Below are 20,292 nucleotides of genomic sequence, written 5' to 3' on the forward strand. Positions count from 1 at the left end.
GGCTACCCGCGAAACACCAATAGCGATGGAGCTATAAGCAAATCTAACTTCGCTCATTCGTTGCCGAATACCCGCGGATCACCACTCAGGCGCCCGTCGGCACGCGCCATCGACGCAATCGTTTCCATATCCTCGTCGGTGAGCTCAAAGTCGGTGACCTGAAAGTTCTCCTTGATGCGCGACGGCGTGCCCGACTTCGGGATAGCAACGATGCCACGCTGGAGGTGCCAGCGGATAGCAACTTGGGCGGGAGTTTTACCCAGGCGGTCTGCGATTTCAGCAATCGGCGAGCCCTCAAAGTACTTCGCGCGCCCCAGTGGCGACCACGCCTGCGTAACGATGCCGCGACGGCGATCGTCTGCAATCTGCTCGTCCTGCGGGAACTGCGGATGCAGCTCAATTTGGTTAACCACCGGAGTCTCCGAGAGCTGGTCGAGCACCTCTGGATAGAAGTTCGCCACACCAACCGAGCGAATCAGCCCCTCTCGCTTGAGCTCTAGCAGCGTGTCGAAGCACTGCCCAAACGTTCCCTGCTTCTCCACCGGCCAGTGCACAAGCACCAGGTCAACATAGTCAAGGCCAAGCCGCTCCAGCGATGCTCGCACGGACTCGCGCGTCGCCGCCGGCTCCTGCGCATCGTTCCAAACCTTCGTGGTCACGAAAATATCTTCACGCTTTACGACATTCGCAGCGACCACATCAGCAATACCCTGCCCAACCCCTCGCTCATTGCCATAGAGCGATGCGGTGTCGATGTGGCGGTAGCCGAGCTCCAGGGCGTAGCGCACGGATTCGCGCGCCTGCTCATCGTCAAGCTTGTAGGTACCAAACCCCAGGATGGGGATGGCGTTGCCATCGACCATTTCCACGTTGGCAATTCCGGTTGTCGCTGCATCGTACTTCGACTCGAGTGTGGTCATGCCAACCGAGTGTACGGACTGAAAATTTTTTAGATTTTTTCTGCCCCGCTGACCTGCGATTTAAAAAAGTGATTGCCATTCATTTTATTGCAAACAGTTGACGGAGCGTTGTGCTTATACAACACTTTGGGGTGTGTCCCCAAAGATTAAACCCAAAGAACCGATATTCAACAGAATCTCAGTACTGCGGGCAGAACACGGACTCAGCCGAGCAGAACTAGCCAAACAAGTAGAGGTCAATCCTCAAACGATTGGCGCGTTGGAGCGAGGTGACCACTACCCCAGCCTGGATCTGGCATTTCGTATCTGCGCGGTGTTCGATCTCCCCGTTGAGGCGGTGTTCTCTCGCGAGGAATTCAAGCCCATGTCCTCTGCCCTATACCGAAAGGAAAGCTAACGATGCCAACTATTCGGACTGAAAACGCAACACCGAACTTTTTCGAGAAGCTAGAAGCCCGGCGCGAGGCGAAGTACACAAAGCGTGTCGAGCAGATGTCGGGCTGGCTGACTAAGTGGCGCAACCAGGCGGCGCGGCGGAAGCTGGTCATCGCATTCGAGGTATGCCTTGTGCTGATGCTGCTGAGCGGCATCGCGCTTCTCGGCACTCTGACCGATATTTTCCCGGGCTGGCTTTCTCTGCTCTGGCCAGTGATTTCCCTCATTACGATTGCCGTCTGGACCAGCCTCAACATCACAGTCGACATGGTTGACAGTGCGCCCATCTCACTGCTGGACGAGTACCAGCAAGAACAAATTTTGAACCTGCGCGGACTCACTTACCGCTGCTTCCTCTACTTCGGCCTAGTGTCCTTCCTCGCTCTAGTTCTTGTGGGCACCTATGTTCTGAACGCACAGCCTGACTGGGGACACTACATTCCGTACAGCTTTGGGATCTTCGGAATTATCGCTTTCCTTTACATTTCCTCGCTTCCCACCGTCGTCTATGCCTGGAACCTACGGGACGACTAGTACGGGTTCAAAAACTCACATCCCTCCCCTGCCCTTTACTCCTCAATCTAAGGATCACTATGAACAGCCTCATTATTGACGGGCTTGAGAAGTCCTACGGAGACCTGCAGGTTCTCCGTGGCATGAGCTTCCAAGTTCACCCTGGAGAAATCTACGGCTTCGTCGGCTCCAACGGTGCCGGCAAGACCACCACCATGCGCATTGCCCTCGGCGTGCTGGCCACCGATAAAGGCGAAGTGCGCATCGGCGATACCCCGATGAATGACTCGCTACGCCGCACGATTGGCTACATGCCAGAAGAACGCGGTCTGTACCCCAAGACTGAGGTCCGCAAGCAGCTGATTTACTTTGCTCGCTTACACGGTGTGCCCACCAAGCGCGCGGAGTCCAACGCCGATAACTTGTTGGCGCGCCTCGGTCTCACCGAACGCGCCAACGACAAGGTCGACACGCTCTCGCTCGGCAATCAGCAGCGCGTGCAGCTGGCAGCCTCCCTCGTCCACGACCCAGAGATACTCGTCCTCGACGAGCCCTTCTCCGGCCTCGACCCAGTGGCGGTCAAGGTGATGAGCTCCGTGCTCAAGGAGTACGCCGACCGCGGCACTCCGATTGTCTTTTCCTCTCACCAGCTCGACCTCGTCGAGCGCATGTGTGACCGCGTCGGCATCATCCGCGACGGCCGCATGCTCGTGGAAGGCACCGTTGATGAGCTGCGAGCACGTGGCCCACGGGCTTTCGTCGTCAAGCTCGATGGTGCGTCCCAGGATTGGGCGACCTCCGTCGAGGGCGTGACAAGCGTGGAACGCGATGCCCACGGCTCCACCGTCGTTCACCTCGATTCCAACGCCCCAGTCGACACCGACCAGAAGCTACTGCACAGCGCAATGGCAGCGGGAACGGTCCGTTCGTTTGGACCTCTGCAAATTCCACTTACCGAGCTCTACCAGGAGGCCGTACAGCAATGAGCACCAACACCTACAACGCCTCAACAGCCATCAAGACTGTTTTCGCCCGCGAACTCCGCGAGCATCTGCTGAAGAAGAGCTCGCTAATCACGCTCATCATCATGGCGGTGGCGGCTGTCGGCGGCATCTTCGTTGCCGACTACATGACTTCCAAGTCCGATAATGACGCTGTCAAGATCGCGGTCGTCGGAGAAGCGCCGTTCGCGGACTCTCTCGCCGACGCCACCGCCGAAATGAAGGGTGCTGAAGGTGCGGATGCCGCAGCCGGCGCATTTGCCACGGCATCGCTGTCACCGTTGGAGATTACGTCCGCGGCAGACGACAAGGCCGCTCGCGCTGCCGTCACCGACGGTGATGCCGACGCCGCTCTCGTCCCCGACACCGCAGAAGGCAAGGAGGGCTCGTGGAAGCTGCTTGCCGACGACGCCCCATCCTGGCTGGCCCCAATGCTGCAGGAGTCGCTGCAGAAACAGAACGAAGCCATGCTGCTCAGCGAAAACGGAATCAACCCCGGCGAGTTTTTCTCCAAGACTCAAAGCGCAGCCGTGTCGGTGGAATCCCTGGATGAAGCAAAAGACGAGAAGATGCCTGCGATGCTCATCACTCTAATCGGTGTGATGGTCATGATGACCGCCATCCTCGTCTTCGGCGGCGCAGTGGCCACCAGCGTCATCGAGGAGAAGTCCTCCCGCGTCATCGAAATCATTCTCTCGACAGTCCGCCCGGCGCACCTGCTGGCCGGCAAGATCCTCGGAGCCGGTCTGGCCGGCATCATCATGATGAGCGTACTGACCGCCAGCGCCGCAGTTGCCCTCATGATTACCGGATTGGCGGAGAGCTTCGATGTCCCGTGGTCCGCAGTCTGGCTGCTGGTCCCGTGCTTCATCCTCGGTTACTTCTTCTTCGCCGCGCTGTATGCAGCCTCCGCATCACTGGTCAGCCGTATGGAAGATTTCCAGGGCGCACAGATGCCGGTACTGGTGTTCTCGCTGATTACGATGTATGTTCCGCTGTTTGGCTGGAGCAAGCTGGACTCCACCGTCATGCAGATTGCCTCGTGGATTCCGCCAGTTTCCATCACCACCGCTCCGTTGCAGTATGCCGTTGGCAACTTCTCCGCACTCCAGTTGGTTGCCTCACTGCTAATCATGGTTGTGGCGGTAGCCGCGGTCATCGCACTCGCAGCCTGGATCTACCCGCGCAATGTCCTGCGCACCGGTGCCGCGGTCAGCTGGAAGAAGGCCCTAACGGCCAAGAGCTAGCCCCAGCCCTGCCAAAAAAGGAGCGGGGCCCCTTCGGCCACAGTCACCTAAAACCGAATATTCGTCAATCGCGTAGTTTGCTCAGCGCACCTTATAGCCCATGGTCCGCCGCAAACTGCGCGATTTTTCCTGTCTCGCCATAGGAGGTCTGCGCCCCCACGCCCGTCGCCGCATGAGCCGAGACCACCCCCGCAAGACGAGCTGCCGTCACCACATCATCGCCCGCGGCCAACGCGGTGAGGACCGTGCCCATGTACGCGTCACCGCAGCCCGTGGTATCCACGACCTCGATGGGCAGCGCCGAAATGCGTGTGACTGACACCTCGCTTTCCGACGTCTTCAGGACCGCAGACCCCTCCCCGCCAAGTGTGACAATGGCCGTGGAAATCCCGTGTTCGTCGGCAAGCGCGCGCCCAACCGCATCCCACTGACCGTGCTCGCAACCGGCGACCGCACGCTCGGAGCCGATGATGGCTGCGAGTTCGTGCTCATTGACAATGAGGACATCGACCAGCGCGAGCAGGTCCTCGCTGACCGCCCGAATCGGCGACAGGTTGAACACCACCGGCACACCCGCATCGTGGGCAATCTGCGCGGCGGCCAGGACCGCCTCCTCACAAATCTCCAGACACAGACCGAGGCACCCCGCCCGCTGAATCTTGTCCGCATGACCGCGCACCGTCTCAGCATCGACTTCACCATTGGCGCCAGCGGAGATGACAATGAAATTCTCCGCCGCATCATCAACAACAATCATGGCTGTACCAGTGGCAGAGTCGACGGTCTCAACTGCGGAGATGTCCACGTGAGCGTCGGTAAGCGCGTCGCGCAGCAATTGTGCGTTGGGATCCGAACCGACCGCGCCGACGAGTTCCACGGCCGCGCCCAGCCTGCCAGCCGTCGCCGCCTGATTCGCCGACTTACCACCCGGCAGAATGCGCAAAGGACTGCCCTGGATTGTCTCACCGCCATGCGGAAGGCGCTTCACAGTGACAGTCAGGTCTGCGTTGATGGAACCGACGACACATACGTTTGGCCTCTGTTCAGCCAGCTCGGTGAGGCGCTCAGTAATCGGCATTGGTTCGACTCCTCGGTAGTGCGGACATGTTTTTTCCGACAATAGCGCTACCCCTTTCCGCCCACCATCAACTAAGCCGGTTTACCCCTTGTTTACTACCGTGGAGGTATGGCTAGAATCAGCGCCCAACAAGTAATAGATACCGTCCTCGACCACGGAAGTTTCACATCCTGGGACGGCACGCCCGAACACGGCAACATCGACGAGGCCTACCGCGGCACACTGTCCCGCGCCTCTGAGAAAACCGGTCTCGATGAGGCCGTTATCACCGGCGAAGGCACCGTCGGCGGTAAGCGCGTCGCCGTCATCTGTTCTGAGTTCGGCTTCCTCGGCGGTTCTATCGGCACCGCTACCGCTCGCCGGATTATCCGCAGCATCGAGCGCGCGACCGCGGAGCAGCTGCCGCTGTTGCTCTCACCAACTTCGGGCGGCACTCGCATGCAGGAGGGCACCGCGGCGTTCGCGCTCATGATCTCTATTACCACCGCAGTGGCGCGCCACAAGGATTCTCACTTGCCATTCCTGGTGTACCTGCGCAACCCCACCACCGGCGGTGTCATGGCGTCGTGGGGGTCGGCAGGTCACTTCACCTTCGCAGAGCCCGGCGCGCTTCTCGGCTTCCTCGGCCCGCGCGTCGTCGAGCTCGCTACCGGCGAACCCATGCCCGAAGGCGTTCAGACCTCCGAGAACCTGTTCAAGCAGGGCATTATCGACGGCATCATTCCGCTCGAAGGTCTGCGCGGCGCTGTCCGCCGCACCATCGACGTGCTTGCCGACGGAGACCCCAGCGAACCCACCCCACCGCCAGCAGCAGCCATTGATGGTCGCGATACCTGGGATGCTATCCTGCGCACCCGCGATACTTCTCGTCCAGGTGGCGGCGATATTATCGATGCCCTTGTCGACTGCTCCGTGCCAATCTCCGGCACTGGCGATGGCCACAAATCGCTGTCGGTCCGGGCTCGCCTAGCGCGGATTGGTGAGCGGCCGGTGATTTTGGTCGCCCAGGATCGCCATAACCAGCCGCCGCTGGGCACACACCCAATGGGGCCGGGTTCACTGCGTTTTGCCCGCCGCGCGATGCGCATCGCGGAGAGCCTGAACATTCCGCTGGTCACGGTCATTGATACCCCCGGCGCTGAGTTGACCAAAGATGCCGAGGAAAATGCCATGGCCGGCGAAATTGCCCGCACCTTGACCACGCTGGTGAACTTGAAGGTCCCGACCGTGTCTCTCATTCTCGGCCAGGGCTGCGGTGGTGGCGCGCTGGCCATGCTGCCCTCTGACCGCGTGCTGGCAATGCACGATGCCTGGATGTCTCCGTTGCCGCCGGAGGGTGCTTCGGCGATTATCTACCGAGACACCGAGCATGCTCCAGAAATGATGGAGGAACAGGGCGTTGGCGCCGAGGCCATGCTGAAGACCGGGGTCATCGACGAGATCGTGGCCGAACCTGAGGATCCGGCCGAACTGCCCCGCCGTGCTCTGAGCGCTATCGAGCACGCCCTCTGGGAACTCGAGAAGAACCCGGCTCGCGTTGGCCGTGAGCAACGTTTCGACCACTACCGTCGCTTCGCGCTGGGTGAGTAGGGGGCCGGGGGCTGGTTTGGGCCTGGTTTGGGCCTTCAGCCCCACCCCAACCTCAAAAAGCAAGAAAGTGACTGGGTTTATGACACTTTTGGGCAAATTTTCACGCCTGAAGCGTCATAAACGCAGTCACTTTCTTCGCTGGAAATCCGGGGGCCTTACCTATTGGGGAGAAGTTTTACTTAACGTCCAACAGGTCGATGACGAAGACCAGGGTCTTACCAGACAGGAAGTGCCCTGCACCAGCCGGGCCGTAAGCCTTCTCCGGCGGGCAAATCAGCTCGCGGCGACCGCCGACCTTCATGCCCGGAATGCCTTCCTGCCAACCGGCAATCAGACCGTTCAGCGGGAACTCGATGGACTGGCCGCGGTTCCAGGAAGAGTCGAACTCCTCACCGGTTTCGTAGTCAACACCCACGTAGTGGACCTCGACGCGAGCACCCGGGGTGGCCTCCTTGCCGTCACCGACAGTGAGGTCGTTGATGACGAGTTCCGTCGGAGCCGGACCGGACTTAGCAGTGAGTTCTGGCTTGGACAAGACAATCTCCTATCACAGTTGGCATTGATCAAAGTTGGCTTTCAGCCCAACTTGATTGGCCCCAGCGTAAATGGGCCCAACTTAAATGGGGTTTCTTAAAATTCTAGGAAAAATAAAAGGCGCGTACCAACCTTTCGAAGGCTAGTACGCGCCTTTTCGCGTTTTCTACACGGATTTGTTCTGCGCGGAGTTCCTCTACCTTGAATTACTTGCGAGGAAACTCTACGCAGCCATCGCTAAAAACCTTAGCGCTGGTCGCGCGGAACGAAGTCACGCTCGGTCTCGCCGGTGTAAATCTGGCGAGGACGGTTGATCTTCGATGCCGGGTCAGTGACCTGCTCGTTGAACTGAGCAATCCAGCCCGGGAGACGGCCGATGGCAAACAGGACGGTGAAGAAGTCCGTCGGGAAGCCCATGGCGCGGTAAATCAGACCGGTGTAGAAGTCAACGTTCGGGTAGAGCTTGCGGGAGACGAAGTAGTCATCAGCCAGTGCAATCTCTTCCAGCTTCATGGCCAGATCCAGCAGCTCGTCGCCGCCGAGGTGCTCGAGCACCTCGTGAGCGGTCTTCTTAGCGATAGCTGCACGCGGGTCGTAGGACTTGTAGACGCGGTGACCGAAGCCCATCAGGCGGACGCCCGGCTCCTTGTTCTTTACGCGGTTCATGAACTCGGTAGCGTCGCCACCGTGGTTCTGCTGGATGTCCTCGAGCATCTCCAGAACAGCCTGGTTAGCACCACCGTGCAGCGGGCCAGACAGAGCGTTGATACCAGCAGCGATGGAGACGAACATGGAAGCGCCGGAGGAAGCGACCATGCGGACAGTGGAGGTGGAGCAGTTCTGCTCGTGGTCAGCGTGCAGGATGAGCAGCTTGTCCAGAGCGTCAACCACTACCGGGTCAACCTCGTAGTCAGCGGTCGGGTAACCGAACATCATGCGCAGGAAGTTCTCGCGAGCGTTCAGGTTGTTGTCCGGGTACATGTACGGCTCGCCCTTGGATGCGCGGTAAGCGTACGCAGCCAGCATCGGGACCTTAGCCATCAGGCGAACCGCAGCCAGGTTGCGCTGCTCTTCGTTCAGCGGATCCAGCTCGTCCTGGTAGTAGGAAGCCAGAATGTTGACCGAAGAAGCCAGGGTCTGCATCGGGTGTGCGCCACGCGGGAAGATGCTGAATGCGCGACGGAAGTCCTCGTCCAGCAGGGTGTGGTGACGAATGTCGTGGTTGAACTGCGCAAGCTCTTCCTCAGAAGGAAGGTGGCCGTGAATCAGCAGGTAGGAAACCTCGTTGAAGGTAGCCTTCTCAGCCAGCTGCTCAATCGGGTAACCGCGGTAGCGCAGGATGCCGTTACCGCCGTCGATGTAAGTGATCTTGGACTCGGTAGAACCGGTGGCGGTGTAGCCCGGGTCAAAGGTGGTCAGTCCAGTTTCCTGGAGCATCTTGCCCAGCGCAATACCGTCGTTACCCTCGGTTGCCTTGACGATGTCCATCTCGAACTCGCCGCCCGGGTAGTGGAGTACAGCCTTGCCGTCTTTAGTAGCCACAACTTCCCTTTCACAGAAAAATTCTTCTTAACGACTCCAGAGTGCGGGGGAAGCAGGCACAGCGGAAAACAGCATGCTGCCTCCCAACTCCACGCCACCCCTTCGGGGTCGCATTGTTTCCAATGATTCAATTATGCGCGACATTTGCGTTCCATTGCATCTTGTCCAGTGAAAAAGTTTGCTTAGTTCACATCGACCGTGTCGTAATCATAAAGATCCGACACCCGCAGTGGATTAGAACACACAATATCAAAGAGTGTGAGCAGTGCAACACCCTCTACCCCATTCGGGCAGCCTGGGCTTACCCAATCTTGACCCCTCTTCACCCCGAAATGCAAATGGAAAAAACGGGTTTATTGTGTTGTCACTGCTCATTTACTAGCCAGGGGGCCAGGAGCACATTCAACAGTCATCGTCTTTAAAAGTTCGAAAGTCATCGAACCAATATCCAAAACCACATCAGTTCAATCCACAATAATCCACCCCTCCCCGTCCACCAGAGGCCCCACATCGCTAAGTTTTCAGCGCCAACAAAACTGGAAAAAATTCTTCGCAAACTTCGCAAATACGCCAATCCACCCTGTTTTGTTATGCAAAGTACGGAAGCGGGGGCAATTGAACCCCACCCTTTTGCTATAACTACCCCCGATTACCGCTAGAGTTTGAAGACAACGGCTGTATATCAAGCTTCACTTTGAATGCACTTTGAAAGGTTGCACCTCATATGAGCGATCAATTCCCAGTCCTCCCTGAAGAGTTCCAGCCCGGCGACGGCCGCTTTGGCTGCGGTCCATCGAAGGTTCGCCCGGCGCAGATTCAGGCAATCGTTGACGGCGGTACCTCTATCATGGGTACCTCCCACCGTCAGCCGGCAGTGAAGAACGTTGTTGGTGAGGTTCGCGAGGGGCTGGCTGAGCTCTTCCAGCTTCCGGAAGGCTACGAGATTGTCCTGTCCCTCGGCGGCGCAACCGCTTTCTGGGATGCTGCCACCTTTGGGCTCATCGAGAAGAAGTCCGCTCACCTGACTTACGGTGAGTTCTCCTCCAAGTTCGCCAAGGCCTCCAAGATGGCTCCGTGGCTCGACGCTCCGCAGATCATCGAAGCAGAGCCGGGTTCCGCACCTGAGGTTGTCGCTGGCGAAGAGGGCGTTGACCTTATTGGTTGGGCTCACAACGAGACCTCGACCGGCACCATGGTTCCGGTCACCCGCCCGGCAGGCTCCGAGGGCCAGCTCGTGGCTATCGACGCCACCTCCGGCGCCGGCGGCCTCCCGGTCGACATGTCCCAGGCTGACGTCTACTACTTCTCCCCGCAGAAGTGCTTCGCTTCTGACGGCGGCATCTGGTTGGCTGCAATGTCTCCGGCTGCCATCGAGCGTATTGAGAAGATCAATTCTTCCGACCGTTTCATCCCGGCTTTCCTGAACCTGCAGACTGCCGTTGATAACTCCCGCAAGAACCAGACCTACAACACCCCGGCCGTCGGTACTTTGCTGATGCTGGCTGATCAGGTCAAGTGGATGAACGCCAACGGGGGCCTCGACGGCATGGTCGCTCGCACCACCGAGTCCTCCTCCCACCTCTACAACTGGGCTGAGAACCGCGCGGAGGCAACTCCGTTCGTCACCGATGCTGCGAAGCGCTCGCTGGTCGTCGGCACCATCGACTTCGAGGACAACATCGACGCCGCACAGATCGCCAAGGTTCTGCGCGCCAACGGCATCCTCGACATCGAGCCGTACCGCAAGCTGGGCCGCAACCAGCTGCGCATCGGTATGTTCCCGGCCATCGACCCGGAGGACATCCGTCGTCTGACTGGCGCTATCGACTGGGTTCTGGACAACGGCTACGCTGCCAAGTAATAGCACGGCAGCTACCAGCATGACAGCTGCCAAGTAGCGGCATGGCCACTGCAAAGTAACGGCAAATTGGCCGCAAAGCAGTCTCCGTTTACCGGCCTCAGCCGCTTAACTCCCGCGCCACGCGCAAGGGCATTGCCCCAATTGTCCGTGACGCGGGAGTTTTGTCGTTTACCATGATTAGTGAGCATTACTTATAACGTCGACCAACAAGGAGGTTCTCGCATGAGGGAGCTGAAGCCAGTTCTGGACGGCGATGTGACCGATTCACTGATTCTCGTTCCCGCTGATATCACCGAGCAGGAACGACAGGAGGGACTTCGCTTCACGCTGCCTCTCGACGAGAACCTACGCACTTTCCTGGTCGAGCACTTCGAGCTCGCCGATGCCACCGGTTCCCCTGCTGCAGCTGATTCCGCATCGCTTGCCGACGGATCAAGCACCACCACCGCCACTGCCAGCGGTAGCTCTGGGGAGAGTGCTACCGCACAGAGCGGTTCCACCGACGGAAATTCCACTGGTGGCAGCACAGCGGACGCCACCACTGCAAGCGGAGACTCGGCCGAAGGCAGCGAGGCGGCCGACAACTCCGGTGCGTCAGGCGGGGCACCGAAAAAGACTCCAACGGCGCCGAAGCCAGTTCTGGAAGAGCCTCGCGTCGTTTTGTCGCCGCGCGAGATTCAGGATCGCATTCGCAGCGGCCAGACGGTCGAGGAGCTCATTGAGTACAGCGGCATGCAGCCGCGCAAGATTGAGTCCTTCGCCTACCCGGTGCTTGCGGAGCGCGCACGTATTGCGGAGCTCGGCAAGCAGTCGAAGCCACGTCGTATTGATGGCCCGGCCAAATTGTCCTTGTGGGAGATTCTCGCCACCGCTTTTGCCGCCCGTGGTCAAGAACTCGCCGATGCCTCGTGGGATGCCTACCGCGACCCGAGCGGACAGTGGATTGTGACGGTTACTTGGAATGTCGGCCACACCACCAACGTGGCCGAGTGGAGTTACCAGGCGGAGGGACTTTCCGCGCTCACCATTGCTCGCAATGAGCTGGCAGCAGAGCTGATTGACCCCGACTTTGCCCGCCGCAACCGAGACTTGGCTCCGCAGGCCAATCGGGCTGCTGATACCGCGGATACCTCTGAGATGCCAGCCGCATGGCAGTCTTCGGCGGAGCCGCAGCGAGGCCGCGGGGAGCAGGACGTTCCGTCGCAAAGCGACGCCGCCGACGACGATATTGACGAGGCGGAGTTCTTGCAGCACCCGGACGCGGAGCAGCCGAAGCGCAAGAAGAAGACTGTCATGCCGTCGTGGGAGGATGTGCTTCTCGGCGTACGTCCGAACGGCCCGAAGAAGTAGGAGTTTGCCTCGACAATGAGCTCCATGACCAGTGGCAACGCTTCTGATTTCGAATTCTCCGCGATTCGCCGCGGTGTAGTCACGATTTGGTTTATCAGCACCAATGACCCTGCTGCGACCTTGGAGACAGGTGTTCAGCATGACCGCGGTTTCGGGCGACGTTTCCTAGCTCTCTATGATTCGACGCTGCCGGTAACACCAATTGGTGATTTCCCGCTCAACCGCTCGGCGGAAACCGGTGACGGCGAATACTACATCGGTGGCTTTGAGGGCGTTGCCGTACTGCAGACGGTTCTCGATGATGTCTCGCAGCTGTCCAAGCTGTCGCCTCGTCTGCGCCAGGAGATTGCCGCCACGGACGTCTACGCGAGTGTGTCGAATAAATCCACGGGCTTCGGTGCCTTTGCGCATTGGCACGATGGTGAGCTCAAGCGCGCTTTCTCCGCTACTCGCTACCGCACACTGGAAGACATCGGTCTTCCCTGCCCCGCAGAGGGCAGCTTCTGGGCGGGCAAGCACCGCCCAATGCCCGACGCTTCCGAAGGTACGGCTTCACGTCCACGCGAAGGGGTCGGTTTGCCGTTCATTCCGGCAGAGCTTGCCGACGCCGTCATCACCGACTGGCTCGGATTCGACCCGCATTCGCCCGCTACAGATATCCCTGTTAGTGGTTTTGCGGTCGATGGCCGTCGTGCGGCTCCCGGAACTTCGTATTCGACGTCTCGTAGTCCGCGCGGGCTAATGGGTGAGCCGGGTTCCTCCGAGTCTGGCGCAGAGCTTGACCGCGCCTACGACGACTACGAGGTTCATAATGCAGAGCCGAACCGGGACTTTCTGGAGGAGCTCAGTCGCTTTGGGGCTAAGGCCAAGAACTTCGCTGGCCGCACCTGGCAGCGGGCGCGAGGCAAGTTCGGGAAATAGTTTCTACTGCCCTGCACGCTGCGACTGAACGCGCAGTCGCTCGTAGAACGCAATTGCTGCGGAGGTAGCCACATTCAGGCTGTCAGTTCCCGGTGACATGGGAATGCGGGCACGCACATCGGTGGCTGCCATCGCGTGCTCGGTAAGTCCCTGCCCCTCAGCGCCAACGAGAATCGCGACCTTGTCCGTGTCCATGGCATCCCACAGGTCCACCGTGCCCGCAGGGGTCATCGACACCACGCGGAAGCCCTGCTCTTTGAGTTGGTCCAGGCTTCGCTGCCAGGTGGTCGTAGTACCGGGCAGAGTCGCAAATGGGACTGTCAGCACATGCCCCATGGAAACACGCACGCTGCGGCGATACAGCGGATCGGCGCAGGCCGCTCCGAAGACAACCCCATCCACGCCCATACCCGCCGCGTTACGGAACAGAGCCCCGATGTTCTCGTGGTCCCCAACACCCTCCATCACAGCCAAGGTGGTGGCTCCACTCAGAACTTGGTCCACCGATAGCTCCGGCGCGCGGTCAGCGGTGGCCAGCAGGCCACGGTGAAGATCAAATCCGGCCGCTGCGGCCAGAACTTCGCGGTCGAGTTCAAACCAGGGCACAGTTTCCGCAATATCGGCCTCGCTCGCGGTCAGTCCGTCGGCAAGCAATGCGAGCTTCTGGCGAGTACCAAAGACTGCGCGGAGCGGAAAGCGTGAGCGCACTAACCGCGGCACAATGAGCGTGCCTTCGGCGATGACGAGGCCCTTCCCACCGGGCAGATCGGGGCGGGAATCGGACTTGTTGAGGTTGCGGATGTCATCGAGACGGCTGTCGGCGGGATCGTCGACGACGATGGGCGCAAAGCGTTCGAGGGATGTGGTGGTACTCATGGAAGCTCTTTAGCCGCCCAGCAGAGCGGTGAACGGATCGGCAGCGAAGTAGATAACGAACAGGCCGGAGACAATCCACATCAGCAGGTGTACGGACTTGGCACGACCCGAGAAGATAGCCATCGCAGCAAAGGTGATGAAACCGATGCCGATGCCATTTGCAATCGAGTAGGTAAACGGCATGGTGACAATAGTCAAAAATGCTGGCAGTGCGATGTCGAAACGGGTGAAATCAATCTCGGTGATCTGCCCGATCATCATGGCACCGACGATGACCAGCACAGGCGCGGCGGCCTCGATGGGCACGATTTCATAGAGCGGGGTGAAGAACATCGCCGCCAGAAAGAGGATGCCGGTGACAATGTTGGCAAGACCAGTGCGTGCACCATCGGCGATGCCCGCTGCGGAGTCCACAAAGACAGTGTTCGATGAGGAGCTGACTGCACCGCCGACGATGGCACCGGTGCCTTCGACAACCAGTGCGCGCTTCATGTCCGGCAGCACACCGTCTTCATCGACAAGTGCGGCCTGCTTGCCCAGACCAGTCATCGTGCCCATGGCATCGAAGAAGTTAGCCAGGACCAAAGTGAACAGCAGCATGGTGGCGCTGAGGGCACCGACGCGGGCAAAGGAGCCGAAAAGATCAACAGCTCCAACGAGGGACAAGTCCGGCATGCCGCCTACACGGTCCGGCAGAGTCGGCACCGCGAGATTCCAACCGGTCGGCACTGGCTTGCCATCAGCAAAGGAGGGGCCCGCATCCGTCAAGGCCTCGACTGCGAGCGCAATGATGGTATTCAGCACGATGCCGATAAACAGGCCGCCTGGAATATTGCGGACAACCATGATGCCGCAGATAATCAGCCCGAGGACGAACACGGCGGTCGGCCACGAGGCGATCTGACCATTGATGCCGAGCTGTACCGGAACAGTCGTGCCCGCGGCATCGGGAATACGGCGAACCAGGCCACCGTCGACCAGACCAATCATGGCGATGAATAGGCCGATGCCCACACTCATCGCGGCCTTCATATCGGACGGAATCGCGTGGAAGACAGCTGTTCGGAATCCGGTCAGCGCCAGCAGCACGATAATCACGCCGTCGAGCACGACCAGACCCATCGCTTCTTCCCAGGCCAGCCCCTCGTTAGCAACGAATGTCACGGCAACCAAGGTGTTGATGCCCAGGCCCGTCGCAATGCCGAAGGGGTACTTGGCAAAGAGACCAAAAGTAATGGTCATGACGCCCGCGGCGAGCGCGGTGACAGCGGCGACCTGCGGTATTCCCAGGCTATTGCCGTTGACATCCTCGATATTGCCGAGGATCAGCGGGTTGAGCAGAATGATGTAGGCCATCGCGAAGAAGGTCACTACGCCACCGCGAATCTCGGTTACGGTCGTCGAACCGCGCTCCGTGATGTGAAAATAGCGGTCCACTGCCGAAAGATGGTTCCCCGACCGTGCAGGCTTGGAGTCCTTCGCCTCATCTGAGGATGTTGCAGAGGTGGACGTACCTTTGTCCATTTTTTATGCCTCTCTAGAGTCTCTTTTTATCCGTGTCACGTGTTTATCCGTGTCAGAGCGGAATTTTTGTGCTGAAAGCCGCCACAGTGCAGTCTCTGGGACCACAGCGGTGTTGAAACTGCGCCGTCTTCGTCATCGCGTTTGCCTGGGCGGGAAGCTACAGGTGCGAATCCTGGTAGGGTTCCGCCACCGGAGCGCCCTGCCCTGTAACTTCCGGGATCGCAGAGTGAGCACCGCAGCCGTGGTCAAAGCTTACGGCCGTGGCATCGAATGTCCATTCGTTGACGCACACGCCCCAGTTCTTACCGAGCGGCCCGGTCAACGGGACCATAAAGGCGCAGGTTCGGCAGCGGTGCAGTGCTTCCCGAGCAAAGTCGCTCTCTGGGCCGGTATCGCCCTCTTCCCAGCGCTGCTCGGTATCTTCTACACCACGGACCGACAGCGTGCGGGTCTGCAAGTCATCGCCGTCGAGTCGCTCATCTCCCACCGCAGCCGGCAACAGATCACGCGGACCGAGGTCACCGGGGCGCAACCGCTCCTCGTAGGGCACCCATTCAGGCGCCTGCAGCGCGGTTTCGCCAGGGACAAGAGCCACTTCACTGACCGTCGCCTGTTGAGTGCCCGGCGCGCACGCGACTACCACATGCCACTCCCAGCCCCTGTATCCGGGCAGGTCAGCTGCAAAACGATGCACCGCAACGCCCTCGCCTACGACGCTTACGCCGGTGTGCGCGCCGGCAGGCCCCTCCCCCAGCTCTTCAATCGCGGTGCGGGCAGTGTCGACCGCCTGGTGATTCATCACCTTCCCCCGTCGGCGGCTGTTTCGGGAACGTCGTCGATTTTCAGTCACGTTTCCTATCCTAGAGTGAAGCTATGGACAGATTCCCGTCGGGCGACGCAAAACCCGCCCGCCCCTTCCACTCATCACGCTTTACGACGGCCCGAGCTGCCATCCTCTCCGTGGCAACTGCCGCCCTATTGGCCGGTTGTGCGACTGAAACAGGTTCAGATAGCAATTCCTCAGGCGAGGCCCCAGCTAGTGGAGCTAGTGCGGGTTCGAACTCCGGCACCGCCCCAAGGTCGACTTCAGCTTCGGTTAACCCCTCCGAGCTGGTCGGTGCCGATAAGGTGCCGGGGCTCGGTGACGTTCCGACACTGAAACTGACCATCGAGCAGTCCTATCCCATCTCCGCTCCACCACTTCCCGCTGAGAAGAATGCCTCTGCGCCTTTTGTCCAGGGCCTTGAGTTCGAACCGGATGGCTCTTTGTTGATGGGAACCGGCCTCTACGGTGAGTCCCAGATTTACCGATTGCCGCAGTGGCTCGACAACTCTGCAGCCGAGCCGACCAACGTGGAAGATTTGCAGCCTGAACTCTTCGGCGAGGGAATCACGCGTCATGGAGATACCGTGTGGCAGCTGACGTGGAAGGAAGGACGCGCCATAGAACGCGACGCGGCTACTCTCAAGCAGCGTCGCGAGGTTCCCTTTGACGCCGAGGGCTGGGGCGCGTGCTCCTTCGATGACACCATCGTGACCTCCGATGGCAGTGGCACCCTCACTTTCCGCTCCCCTGATGCCCTTTCATCCCTGCGTCAACTGCCCGTCACTGCGGCAGGCACGGAGACAACGTGGCTCAACGAACTCGAGTGCGTCACTGTCGACACCGACGTAGATCCGGACGCAGCTCCGGACGAAGCACCGGACGAAGCACCAGACGAAGCACCGGCGGACACAAGCGATTCAAACAGCCAGAGCAACACAGACGGACCAACCTCCCCGCAATCGCACCGCGAGATTTGGGCCAACGTCTGGCAGAGTCCCTTCATCTACCGCATCAACCCGGAAGACGGAAAGGTCACAGGCATCGTCGATGCCACCGAGCTCTTCCGCGACCTGTACGCGCATCTCTCCCCGGCAGAGCAAAACAGTATTGATGTGCTCAACGGCATTGCGCTGATGCCGGATTCTTCCTCTACCTCGCCCGATGGAACCCGTCAGTTCCTGCTTACAGGGAAGAAATGGCCCACAGCCTACCGTGTTACCGTGAGTGAATAGCAGTATCTGGCCCGAGAACGGCTAGTGTGACTGAACGTAGCTTCAATTCCGTTACGAATGTCGGGAAGTGAGAGTTGATGGGATCGAGTAGGCGCCGCTGGCAACAGAATAGTAAGGCGTTCGTGGTTGTCGGCGCTATTGTCGTGGTGGGTCTTGTCGTCACCGGCATCGTCCTTGCTGTCAATAAGTGGGCCAACCAGGCAATCGACGACCCACACGCGCTGTCCATCGAGGTCAACCAGGACGGCGAAACCACAGAAGTTCTTCCCTACCGCGTCTGCGACCTCTTTGAGAAGAATGCCTGCACCACGACTGAGGCCAACGCCGCCAAGATTTCCCTGGGCGAGCAGGAGACAGCTGAGGTTAACGTCGGCTCCACTGTTGGCTCTAACTCTTGGACGCTGCAGCGCTTCTTCTCCGACGATGCGGTCAACTCCACCTCTCGCAAGGATCCGGGCGAAGCCACGACCGAGACCATCGCCGGCTCCGCAGCTGTTGCCGGCAAACGCACCCCGCTCGGGGTCGTGGAGGTTTCCACCGCGCTCATCGGAAAGAACTCCGAGGGCGAAGAGACGACCTACGGCATTACTTGGTCGATCGTCAACGAATCGTCGTAAAGCACAGCAAAACGCCCGCTCACTGAGGTTTCCACCTGCGTGAGCGGGCGTTTTCACATCTTCTAACGACTTACGAGTCCAGCTCGCGCGCGACTGCACGCAGGACTTCAGCCATCTGGTGGCCGTCCTTACGCTCCGGGTAACGCCCGGCGCGCAGGTCACGCTGCACCGTCGACTCCAGCATGGAAATCATGTCCGAAATCATGCCGTTGAGATCGCTGGGGCTGTACTTCTTCGCTTGACGACGGACACCTGCGCCCCCGCCTGCCCCGCCACGGCGGTGACGGGCACCGCGCGGTCCCTCGTCGAGCACCTTGATTCGCAGGGCCTGCGGGCCTGGGCGGCCGTCAGCGTAGTCGTACTCCAGGCGCTGACCAGTTACAAGCTCTTCCACGCCTTTCGGCAGCACGTTCTTGCCGATGTAGACATCTTCACCGTCCGGATTCGACACGAAGCCAAAACCGCGGTCCTTGTCGTACCACCTGACCTTACCGATGGGCACTTTCCACCTAACCTTCCCGTGCCCTACGACTGGGGGCACTCAACCTCGTTCCCCTTGCGCAGTGGTGACTGCCCTTCGGGGGTCTTCGGATCGGAGATGCAATTCTTCCGCACTTGCCACTGTCCTCGCACGCACAGACAGCCAGAGTTAGAGGCTCGCTCGAGGCGAGCTTAGCCAGACAGGACCGCGAGGATATGCCGGGCCGGGCGCTGTCTTAATGCTGTTCCTTTAATTAAGGTGCGACCAAAACAGGACGCACTCCAACCGGGAACACATAATTTATTACTGCTTACTAGTGCGAAGTGGCGGCAGCGGTAGCGGCGTGCATGAGCACGCCACCTCCGATTACCTAAAGAACTCAATTATACCCATAGATGGGGACATAAAGGGAAGATGGATTTGCGTGAAGTGAGCACGCTCGCGGATTGACGCACAGATCCCGCAACTAACTGCCAGCGTTCGTTCTTTATGGCTATCTCTTATGACCTCTTTTCAAGTGCCGGAGACGCGCAAAAACAAGAAAAATAACAAGACGATAACGTGAGCTTTATCACATTATAGAGTCTTAACTTACACACCACCAATAACAGTCGCGTCCACTACCTGCGGTTTCACCTACTTTTATGCATATCTCGCACCTGCGCTCAAAATTAAGAATCCGGCGATTCGCGTGACTATTTCGTTACCAACCGCTACGGTGTGCAATCGACGCGTTTAACGGACGAAGTCGCATAGATCGCCTTCATCTCACTCCAGTGCGATGACATCGGCCCGTTACCAACAACGTGAAGAACTTTCCATAAGAGTGAGATGGGGTTGCATTAGCCCCACTGGCGCCACAAAGAAAATCGACGAAAAGGAAATTTTCATATGGCTCGCCACGCAGCTAAGACCAACACCTTCGCTTCCACTTCGGCAAAGGTTGCACTGACCGGCGCAATCCTCGGTGCCGGTGCCGCTATCTTCGCACCGACCGCTTCTGCAGCTCCGGACTCCGACTGGGATCGCCTGGCACAGTGTGAGTCCGGTGGCAACTGGCACATCAACACCGGAAACGGCTACTACGGCGGCCTGCAGTTCTCCGCAAGCACCTGGAACGCTTTCGGTGGTAACGAGTTCGCTTCGACCGCTGATCAGGCTTCCCGCGAGGAGCAAATCTACGTTGCTGAGAAGGTTCTGGCTCAGCAGGGTTGGGGCGCATGGCCGGCTTGCTCCGCAAGCCTGGGTCTCTCCTCCGGCCCGACCGATCGCCCGCACCCGAGCCAGGGCGCCGCTCCTGTTCGCGCACAGGCCGCTCCGGCAGCTGCTGCTTCCGACTCCAAGACCGACCTGATCCAGCAGTTCGCTGACCGCCTCTCCAACGTCGACAGCCTGTCCGACGCTCAGGCACTCATCGCTGAGTTCCGTGCACTGACCGGCCAGATTGAGCTTCCGCAGGAACTGGTCGCAGCCATTCCGTTCGACCTGTCGAAGCTGCAGGGCCTGATCTAAGGCTTTCGAGCTAGCCAGCTCATCACAGTAGCCCCGAAGGTAATCCACCTTCGGGGCTACTGTTTGTCTTCAGCAGGTTGGCGGTACCGGCCCAATGTAAGTTACTGCCTGCGTGAGTTACTGCCTGCGTTTATGGCTGGCGACCGCGTGCCAACGCGAGTTAGTGACTGCGTTTATGTCAAAAATGAGCCGAAAAATGGCTGGTAGGTTCATGCGGTGAATGCATCACCAC

At 59.4% G+C, this 20,292-nt stretch carries 19 protein-coding genes; 11 read left to right on the forward strand and 8 right to left on the reverse strand.

The genetic code is table 11. The features are described from left to right. Positions 1-53: 53 nt before the first annotated feature. Positions 54-920 (reverse strand): aldo/keto reductase, encoded by an 867-nt coding sequence (locus HMPREF2708_RS10700; protein WP_070834215.1) that lies wholly within the window; start codon positions 918-920, stop codon positions 54-56. Positions 921-1,053: 133 nt separating this feature from the next. Here HMPREF2708_RS10700 and HMPREF2708_RS10705 point away from each other — a divergent pair, with 133 nt between their 5' ends. The 4 genes from HMPREF2708_RS10705 to HMPREF2708_RS10720 are packed head-to-tail and all read left to right on the forward strand — an operon-like array spanning position 1,054 to position 4,116. Beyond that, positions 1,054-1,317, forward strand: coding sequence for a helix-turn-helix transcriptional regulator (locus HMPREF2708_RS10705; protein ID WP_042388879.1), 264 nt, complete (start codon positions 1,054-1,056; stop codon positions 1,315-1,317). 2 nt (positions 1,318-1,319) lie between these two features. Then, a complete protein-coding gene (locus tag HMPREF2708_RS10710) occupies positions 1,320-1,889 on the forward strand; it encodes a hypothetical protein (RefSeq protein WP_070628813.1) in 570 nt (189 codons plus the stop codon). Positions 1,890-1,948: 59 nt separating this feature from the next. Continuing rightward, positions 1,949-2,854: an ABC transporter ATP-binding protein gene (locus HMPREF2708_RS10715; protein ID WP_070834216.1), complete on the forward strand. Its 906-nt coding sequence runs from the start codon at positions 1,949-1,951 to the stop codon at positions 2,852-2,854. Next, positions 2,851-4,116 (forward strand): ABC transporter permease, encoded by a 1,266-nt coding sequence (locus tag HMPREF2708_RS10720; RefSeq protein ID WP_070628811.1) that lies wholly within the window; start codon positions 2,851-2,853, stop codon positions 4,114-4,116. Before HMPREF2708_RS10715 ends, HMPREF2708_RS10720 begins: the two co-directional genes overlap by 4 nt. 91 nt (positions 4,117-4,207) lie before the next feature. On the opposite strand, the gene HMPREF2708_RS10725 is transcribed toward HMPREF2708_RS10720, so the two are convergent. Then, entirely contained in the window at positions 4,208-5,194 is a 987-nt protein-coding gene (locus HMPREF2708_RS10725) for a ribokinase (RefSeq protein WP_070834217.1), read from the reverse strand. Positions 5,195-5,302: 108 nt separating this feature from the next. Here HMPREF2708_RS10725 and HMPREF2708_RS10730 point away from each other — a divergent pair, with 108 nt between their 5' ends. Next, positions 5,303-6,784 carry a carboxyl transferase domain-containing protein gene (locus HMPREF2708_RS10730; protein ID WP_070834218.1) on the forward strand — a complete coding sequence of 494 codons (1,482 nt, stop codon included), beginning with the start codon at positions 5,303-5,305 and terminating at the stop codon, positions 6,782-6,784. 175 nt (positions 6,785-6,959) lie between these two features. Here the strand turns inward: HMPREF2708_RS10730 and HMPREF2708_RS10735 are convergent, their stop codons facing one another. Then, a complete protein-coding gene (locus HMPREF2708_RS10735; RefSeq protein ID WP_005511805.1) occupies positions 6,960-7,319 on the reverse strand; it encodes an FKBP-type peptidyl-prolyl cis-trans isomerase in 360 nt (119 codons plus the stop codon). 245 nt (positions 7,320-7,564) lie between these two features. Continuing rightward, the gene (locus HMPREF2708_RS10740) at positions 7,565-8,860 is read right to left on the reverse strand and encodes a citrate synthase (RefSeq protein ID WP_083321941.1); all 1,296 of its coding nucleotides are present in this window, start codon (positions 8,858-8,860) and stop codon (positions 7,565-7,567) included. Positions 8,861-9,584: 724 nt separating this feature from the next. Between HMPREF2708_RS10740 and serC the strand changes: the two genes are divergently transcribed. The 3 genes from serC to HMPREF2708_RS10755 all read left to right on the forward strand — a co-directional run bounded on the left by serC (position 9,585) and on the right by HMPREF2708_RS10755 (position 12,992). Beyond that, a complete protein-coding gene (gene serC, locus HMPREF2708_RS10745; protein ID WP_049171366.1) occupies positions 9,585-10,721 on the forward strand; it encodes a phosphoserine transaminase in 1,137 nt (378 codons plus the stop codon). A 222-nt stretch (positions 10,722-10,943) separates the two neighbouring features. Then, positions 10,944-12,071, forward strand: a complete 1,128-nt coding sequence (gene sepH, locus HMPREF2708_RS10750; RefSeq protein WP_070834219.1) for a septation protein SepH — start codon at positions 10,944-10,946, stop codon at positions 12,069-12,071. Between the two features lie 15 nt (positions 12,072-12,086). Beyond that, positions 12,087-12,992: a DUF6928 family protein gene (locus HMPREF2708_RS10755; protein ID WP_070834220.1), complete on the forward strand. Its 906-nt coding sequence runs from the start codon at positions 12,087-12,089 to the stop codon at positions 12,990-12,992. A gap of 3 nt (positions 12,993-12,995) precedes the next feature. Here HMPREF2708_RS10755 and HMPREF2708_RS10760 read toward each other — a convergent pair whose 3' ends face one another. The 3 genes from HMPREF2708_RS10760 to HMPREF2708_RS10770 all read right to left on the reverse strand — a co-directional run bounded on the left by HMPREF2708_RS10760 (position 12,996) and on the right by HMPREF2708_RS10770 (position 16,242). Further along, positions 12,996-13,868 carry a TrmH family RNA methyltransferase gene (locus HMPREF2708_RS10760; protein ID WP_038626414.1) on the reverse strand — a complete coding sequence of 291 codons (873 nt, stop codon included), beginning with the start codon at positions 13,866-13,868 and terminating at the stop codon, positions 12,996-12,998. Between the two features lie 9 nt (positions 13,869-13,877). After that, positions 13,878-15,392 (reverse strand): NCS2 family permease, encoded by a 1,515-nt coding sequence (locus tag HMPREF2708_RS10765; protein WP_070834221.1) that lies wholly within the window; start codon positions 15,390-15,392, stop codon positions 13,878-13,880. Between the two features lie 157 nt (positions 15,393-15,549). After that, positions 15,550-16,242, reverse strand: coding sequence for a DUF3027 domain-containing protein (locus HMPREF2708_RS10770; RefSeq protein ID WP_224786610.1), 693 nt, complete (start codon positions 16,240-16,242; stop codon positions 15,550-15,552). Between the two features lie 23 nt (positions 16,243-16,265). Between HMPREF2708_RS10770 and HMPREF2708_RS10775 the strand changes: the two genes are divergently transcribed. Both HMPREF2708_RS10775 and HMPREF2708_RS10780 read left to right on the forward strand, forming a co-directional pair. Continuing rightward, positions 16,266-17,450: a glutaminyl-peptide cyclotransferase gene (locus tag HMPREF2708_RS10775; protein ID WP_070834223.1), complete on the forward strand. Its 1,185-nt coding sequence runs from the start codon at positions 16,266-16,268 to the stop codon at positions 17,448-17,450. Positions 17,451-17,527: 77 nt separating this feature from the next. Further along, complete coding sequence (locus tag HMPREF2708_RS10780) at positions 17,528-18,067, forward strand: DUF2771 family protein (protein ID WP_246840415.1); 540 nt, start codon at positions 17,528-17,530, stop codon at positions 18,065-18,067. A gap of 70 nt (positions 18,068-18,137) precedes the next feature. On the opposite strand, the gene HMPREF2708_RS10785 is transcribed toward HMPREF2708_RS10780, so the two are convergent. After that, on the reverse strand, positions 18,138-18,569 hold the full coding sequence (locus tag HMPREF2708_RS10785; protein ID WP_070834225.1) for a cold-shock protein: 432 nt from the start codon (positions 18,567-18,569) through the stop codon (positions 18,138-18,140). 870 nt (positions 18,570-19,439) lie between these two features. Between HMPREF2708_RS10785 and HMPREF2708_RS10790 the strand changes: the two genes are divergently transcribed. Further along, on the forward strand, positions 19,440-20,060 hold the full coding sequence (locus tag HMPREF2708_RS10790) for a transglycosylase family protein (protein ID WP_070834226.1): 621 nt from the start codon (positions 19,440-19,442) through the stop codon (positions 20,058-20,060). The last annotated feature ends 232 nt before the right edge of the window (positions 20,061-20,292 follow it).

Source organism: Corynebacterium sp. HMSC073H12, from assembly GCF_001837775.1.
GTDB lineage: Bacteria > Actinomycetota > Actinomycetes > Mycobacteriales > Mycobacteriaceae > Corynebacterium > Corynebacterium amycolatum.

What these genes read in the sequence shown, in the direction of transcription:
- HMPREF2708_RS10700 (WP_070834215.1), bottom strand. Translation starts at nt 920, where the DNA reads ATGACCACACTCGAGTCGAAGTACGATGCAGCGACAACCGGAATTGCC.
- HMPREF2708_RS10710 (WP_070628813.1), top strand. Translation starts at nt 1,320, where the DNA reads ATGCCAACTATTCGGACTGAAAACGCAACACCGAACTTTTTCGAGAAG.
- HMPREF2708_RS10715 (WP_070834216.1), top strand. Translation starts at nt 1,949, where the DNA reads ATGAACAGCCTCATTATTGACGGGCTTGAGAAGTCCTACGGAGACCTG.
- HMPREF2708_RS10720 (WP_070628811.1), top strand. Translation starts at nt 2,851, where the DNA reads ATGAGCACCAACACCTACAACGCCTCAACAGCCATCAAGACTGTTTTC.
- HMPREF2708_RS10725 (WP_070834217.1), bottom strand. Translation starts at nt 5,194, where the DNA reads ATGCCGATTACTGAGCGCCTCACCGAGCTGGCTGAACAGAGGCCAAAC.
- HMPREF2708_RS10730 (WP_070834218.1), top strand. Translation starts at nt 5,303, where the DNA reads ATGGCTAGAATCAGCGCCCAACAAGTAATAGATACCGTCCTCGACCAC.
- serC (WP_049171366.1), top strand. Translation starts at nt 9,585, where the DNA reads ATGAGCGATCAATTCCCAGTCCTCCCTGAAGAGTTCCAGCCCGGCGAC.
- sepH (WP_070834219.1), top strand. Translation starts at nt 10,944, where the DNA reads ATGAGGGAGCTGAAGCCAGTTCTGGACGGCGATGTGACCGATTCACTG.
- HMPREF2708_RS10755 (WP_070834220.1), top strand. Translation starts at nt 12,087, where the DNA reads ATGAGCTCCATGACCAGTGGCAACGCTTCTGATTTCGAATTCTCCGCG.
- HMPREF2708_RS10760 (WP_038626414.1), bottom strand. Translation starts at nt 13,868, where the DNA reads ATGAGTACCACCACATCCCTCGAACGCTTTGCGCCCATCGTCGTCGAC.
- HMPREF2708_RS10765 (WP_070834221.1), bottom strand. Translation starts at nt 15,392, where the DNA reads ATGGACAAAGGTACGTCCACCTCTGCAACATCCTCAGATGAGGCGAAG.
- HMPREF2708_RS10775 (WP_070834223.1), top strand. Translation starts at nt 16,266, where the DNA reads ATGGACAGATTCCCGTCGGGCGACGCAAAACCCGCCCGCCCCTTCCAC.
- HMPREF2708_RS10780 (WP_246840415.1), top strand. Translation starts at nt 17,528, where the DNA reads ATGGGATCGAGTAGGCGCCGCTGGCAACAGAATAGTAAGGCGTTCGTG.
- HMPREF2708_RS10790 (WP_070834226.1), top strand. Translation starts at nt 19,440, where the DNA reads ATGGCTCGCCACGCAGCTAAGACCAACACCTTCGCTTCCACTTCGGCA.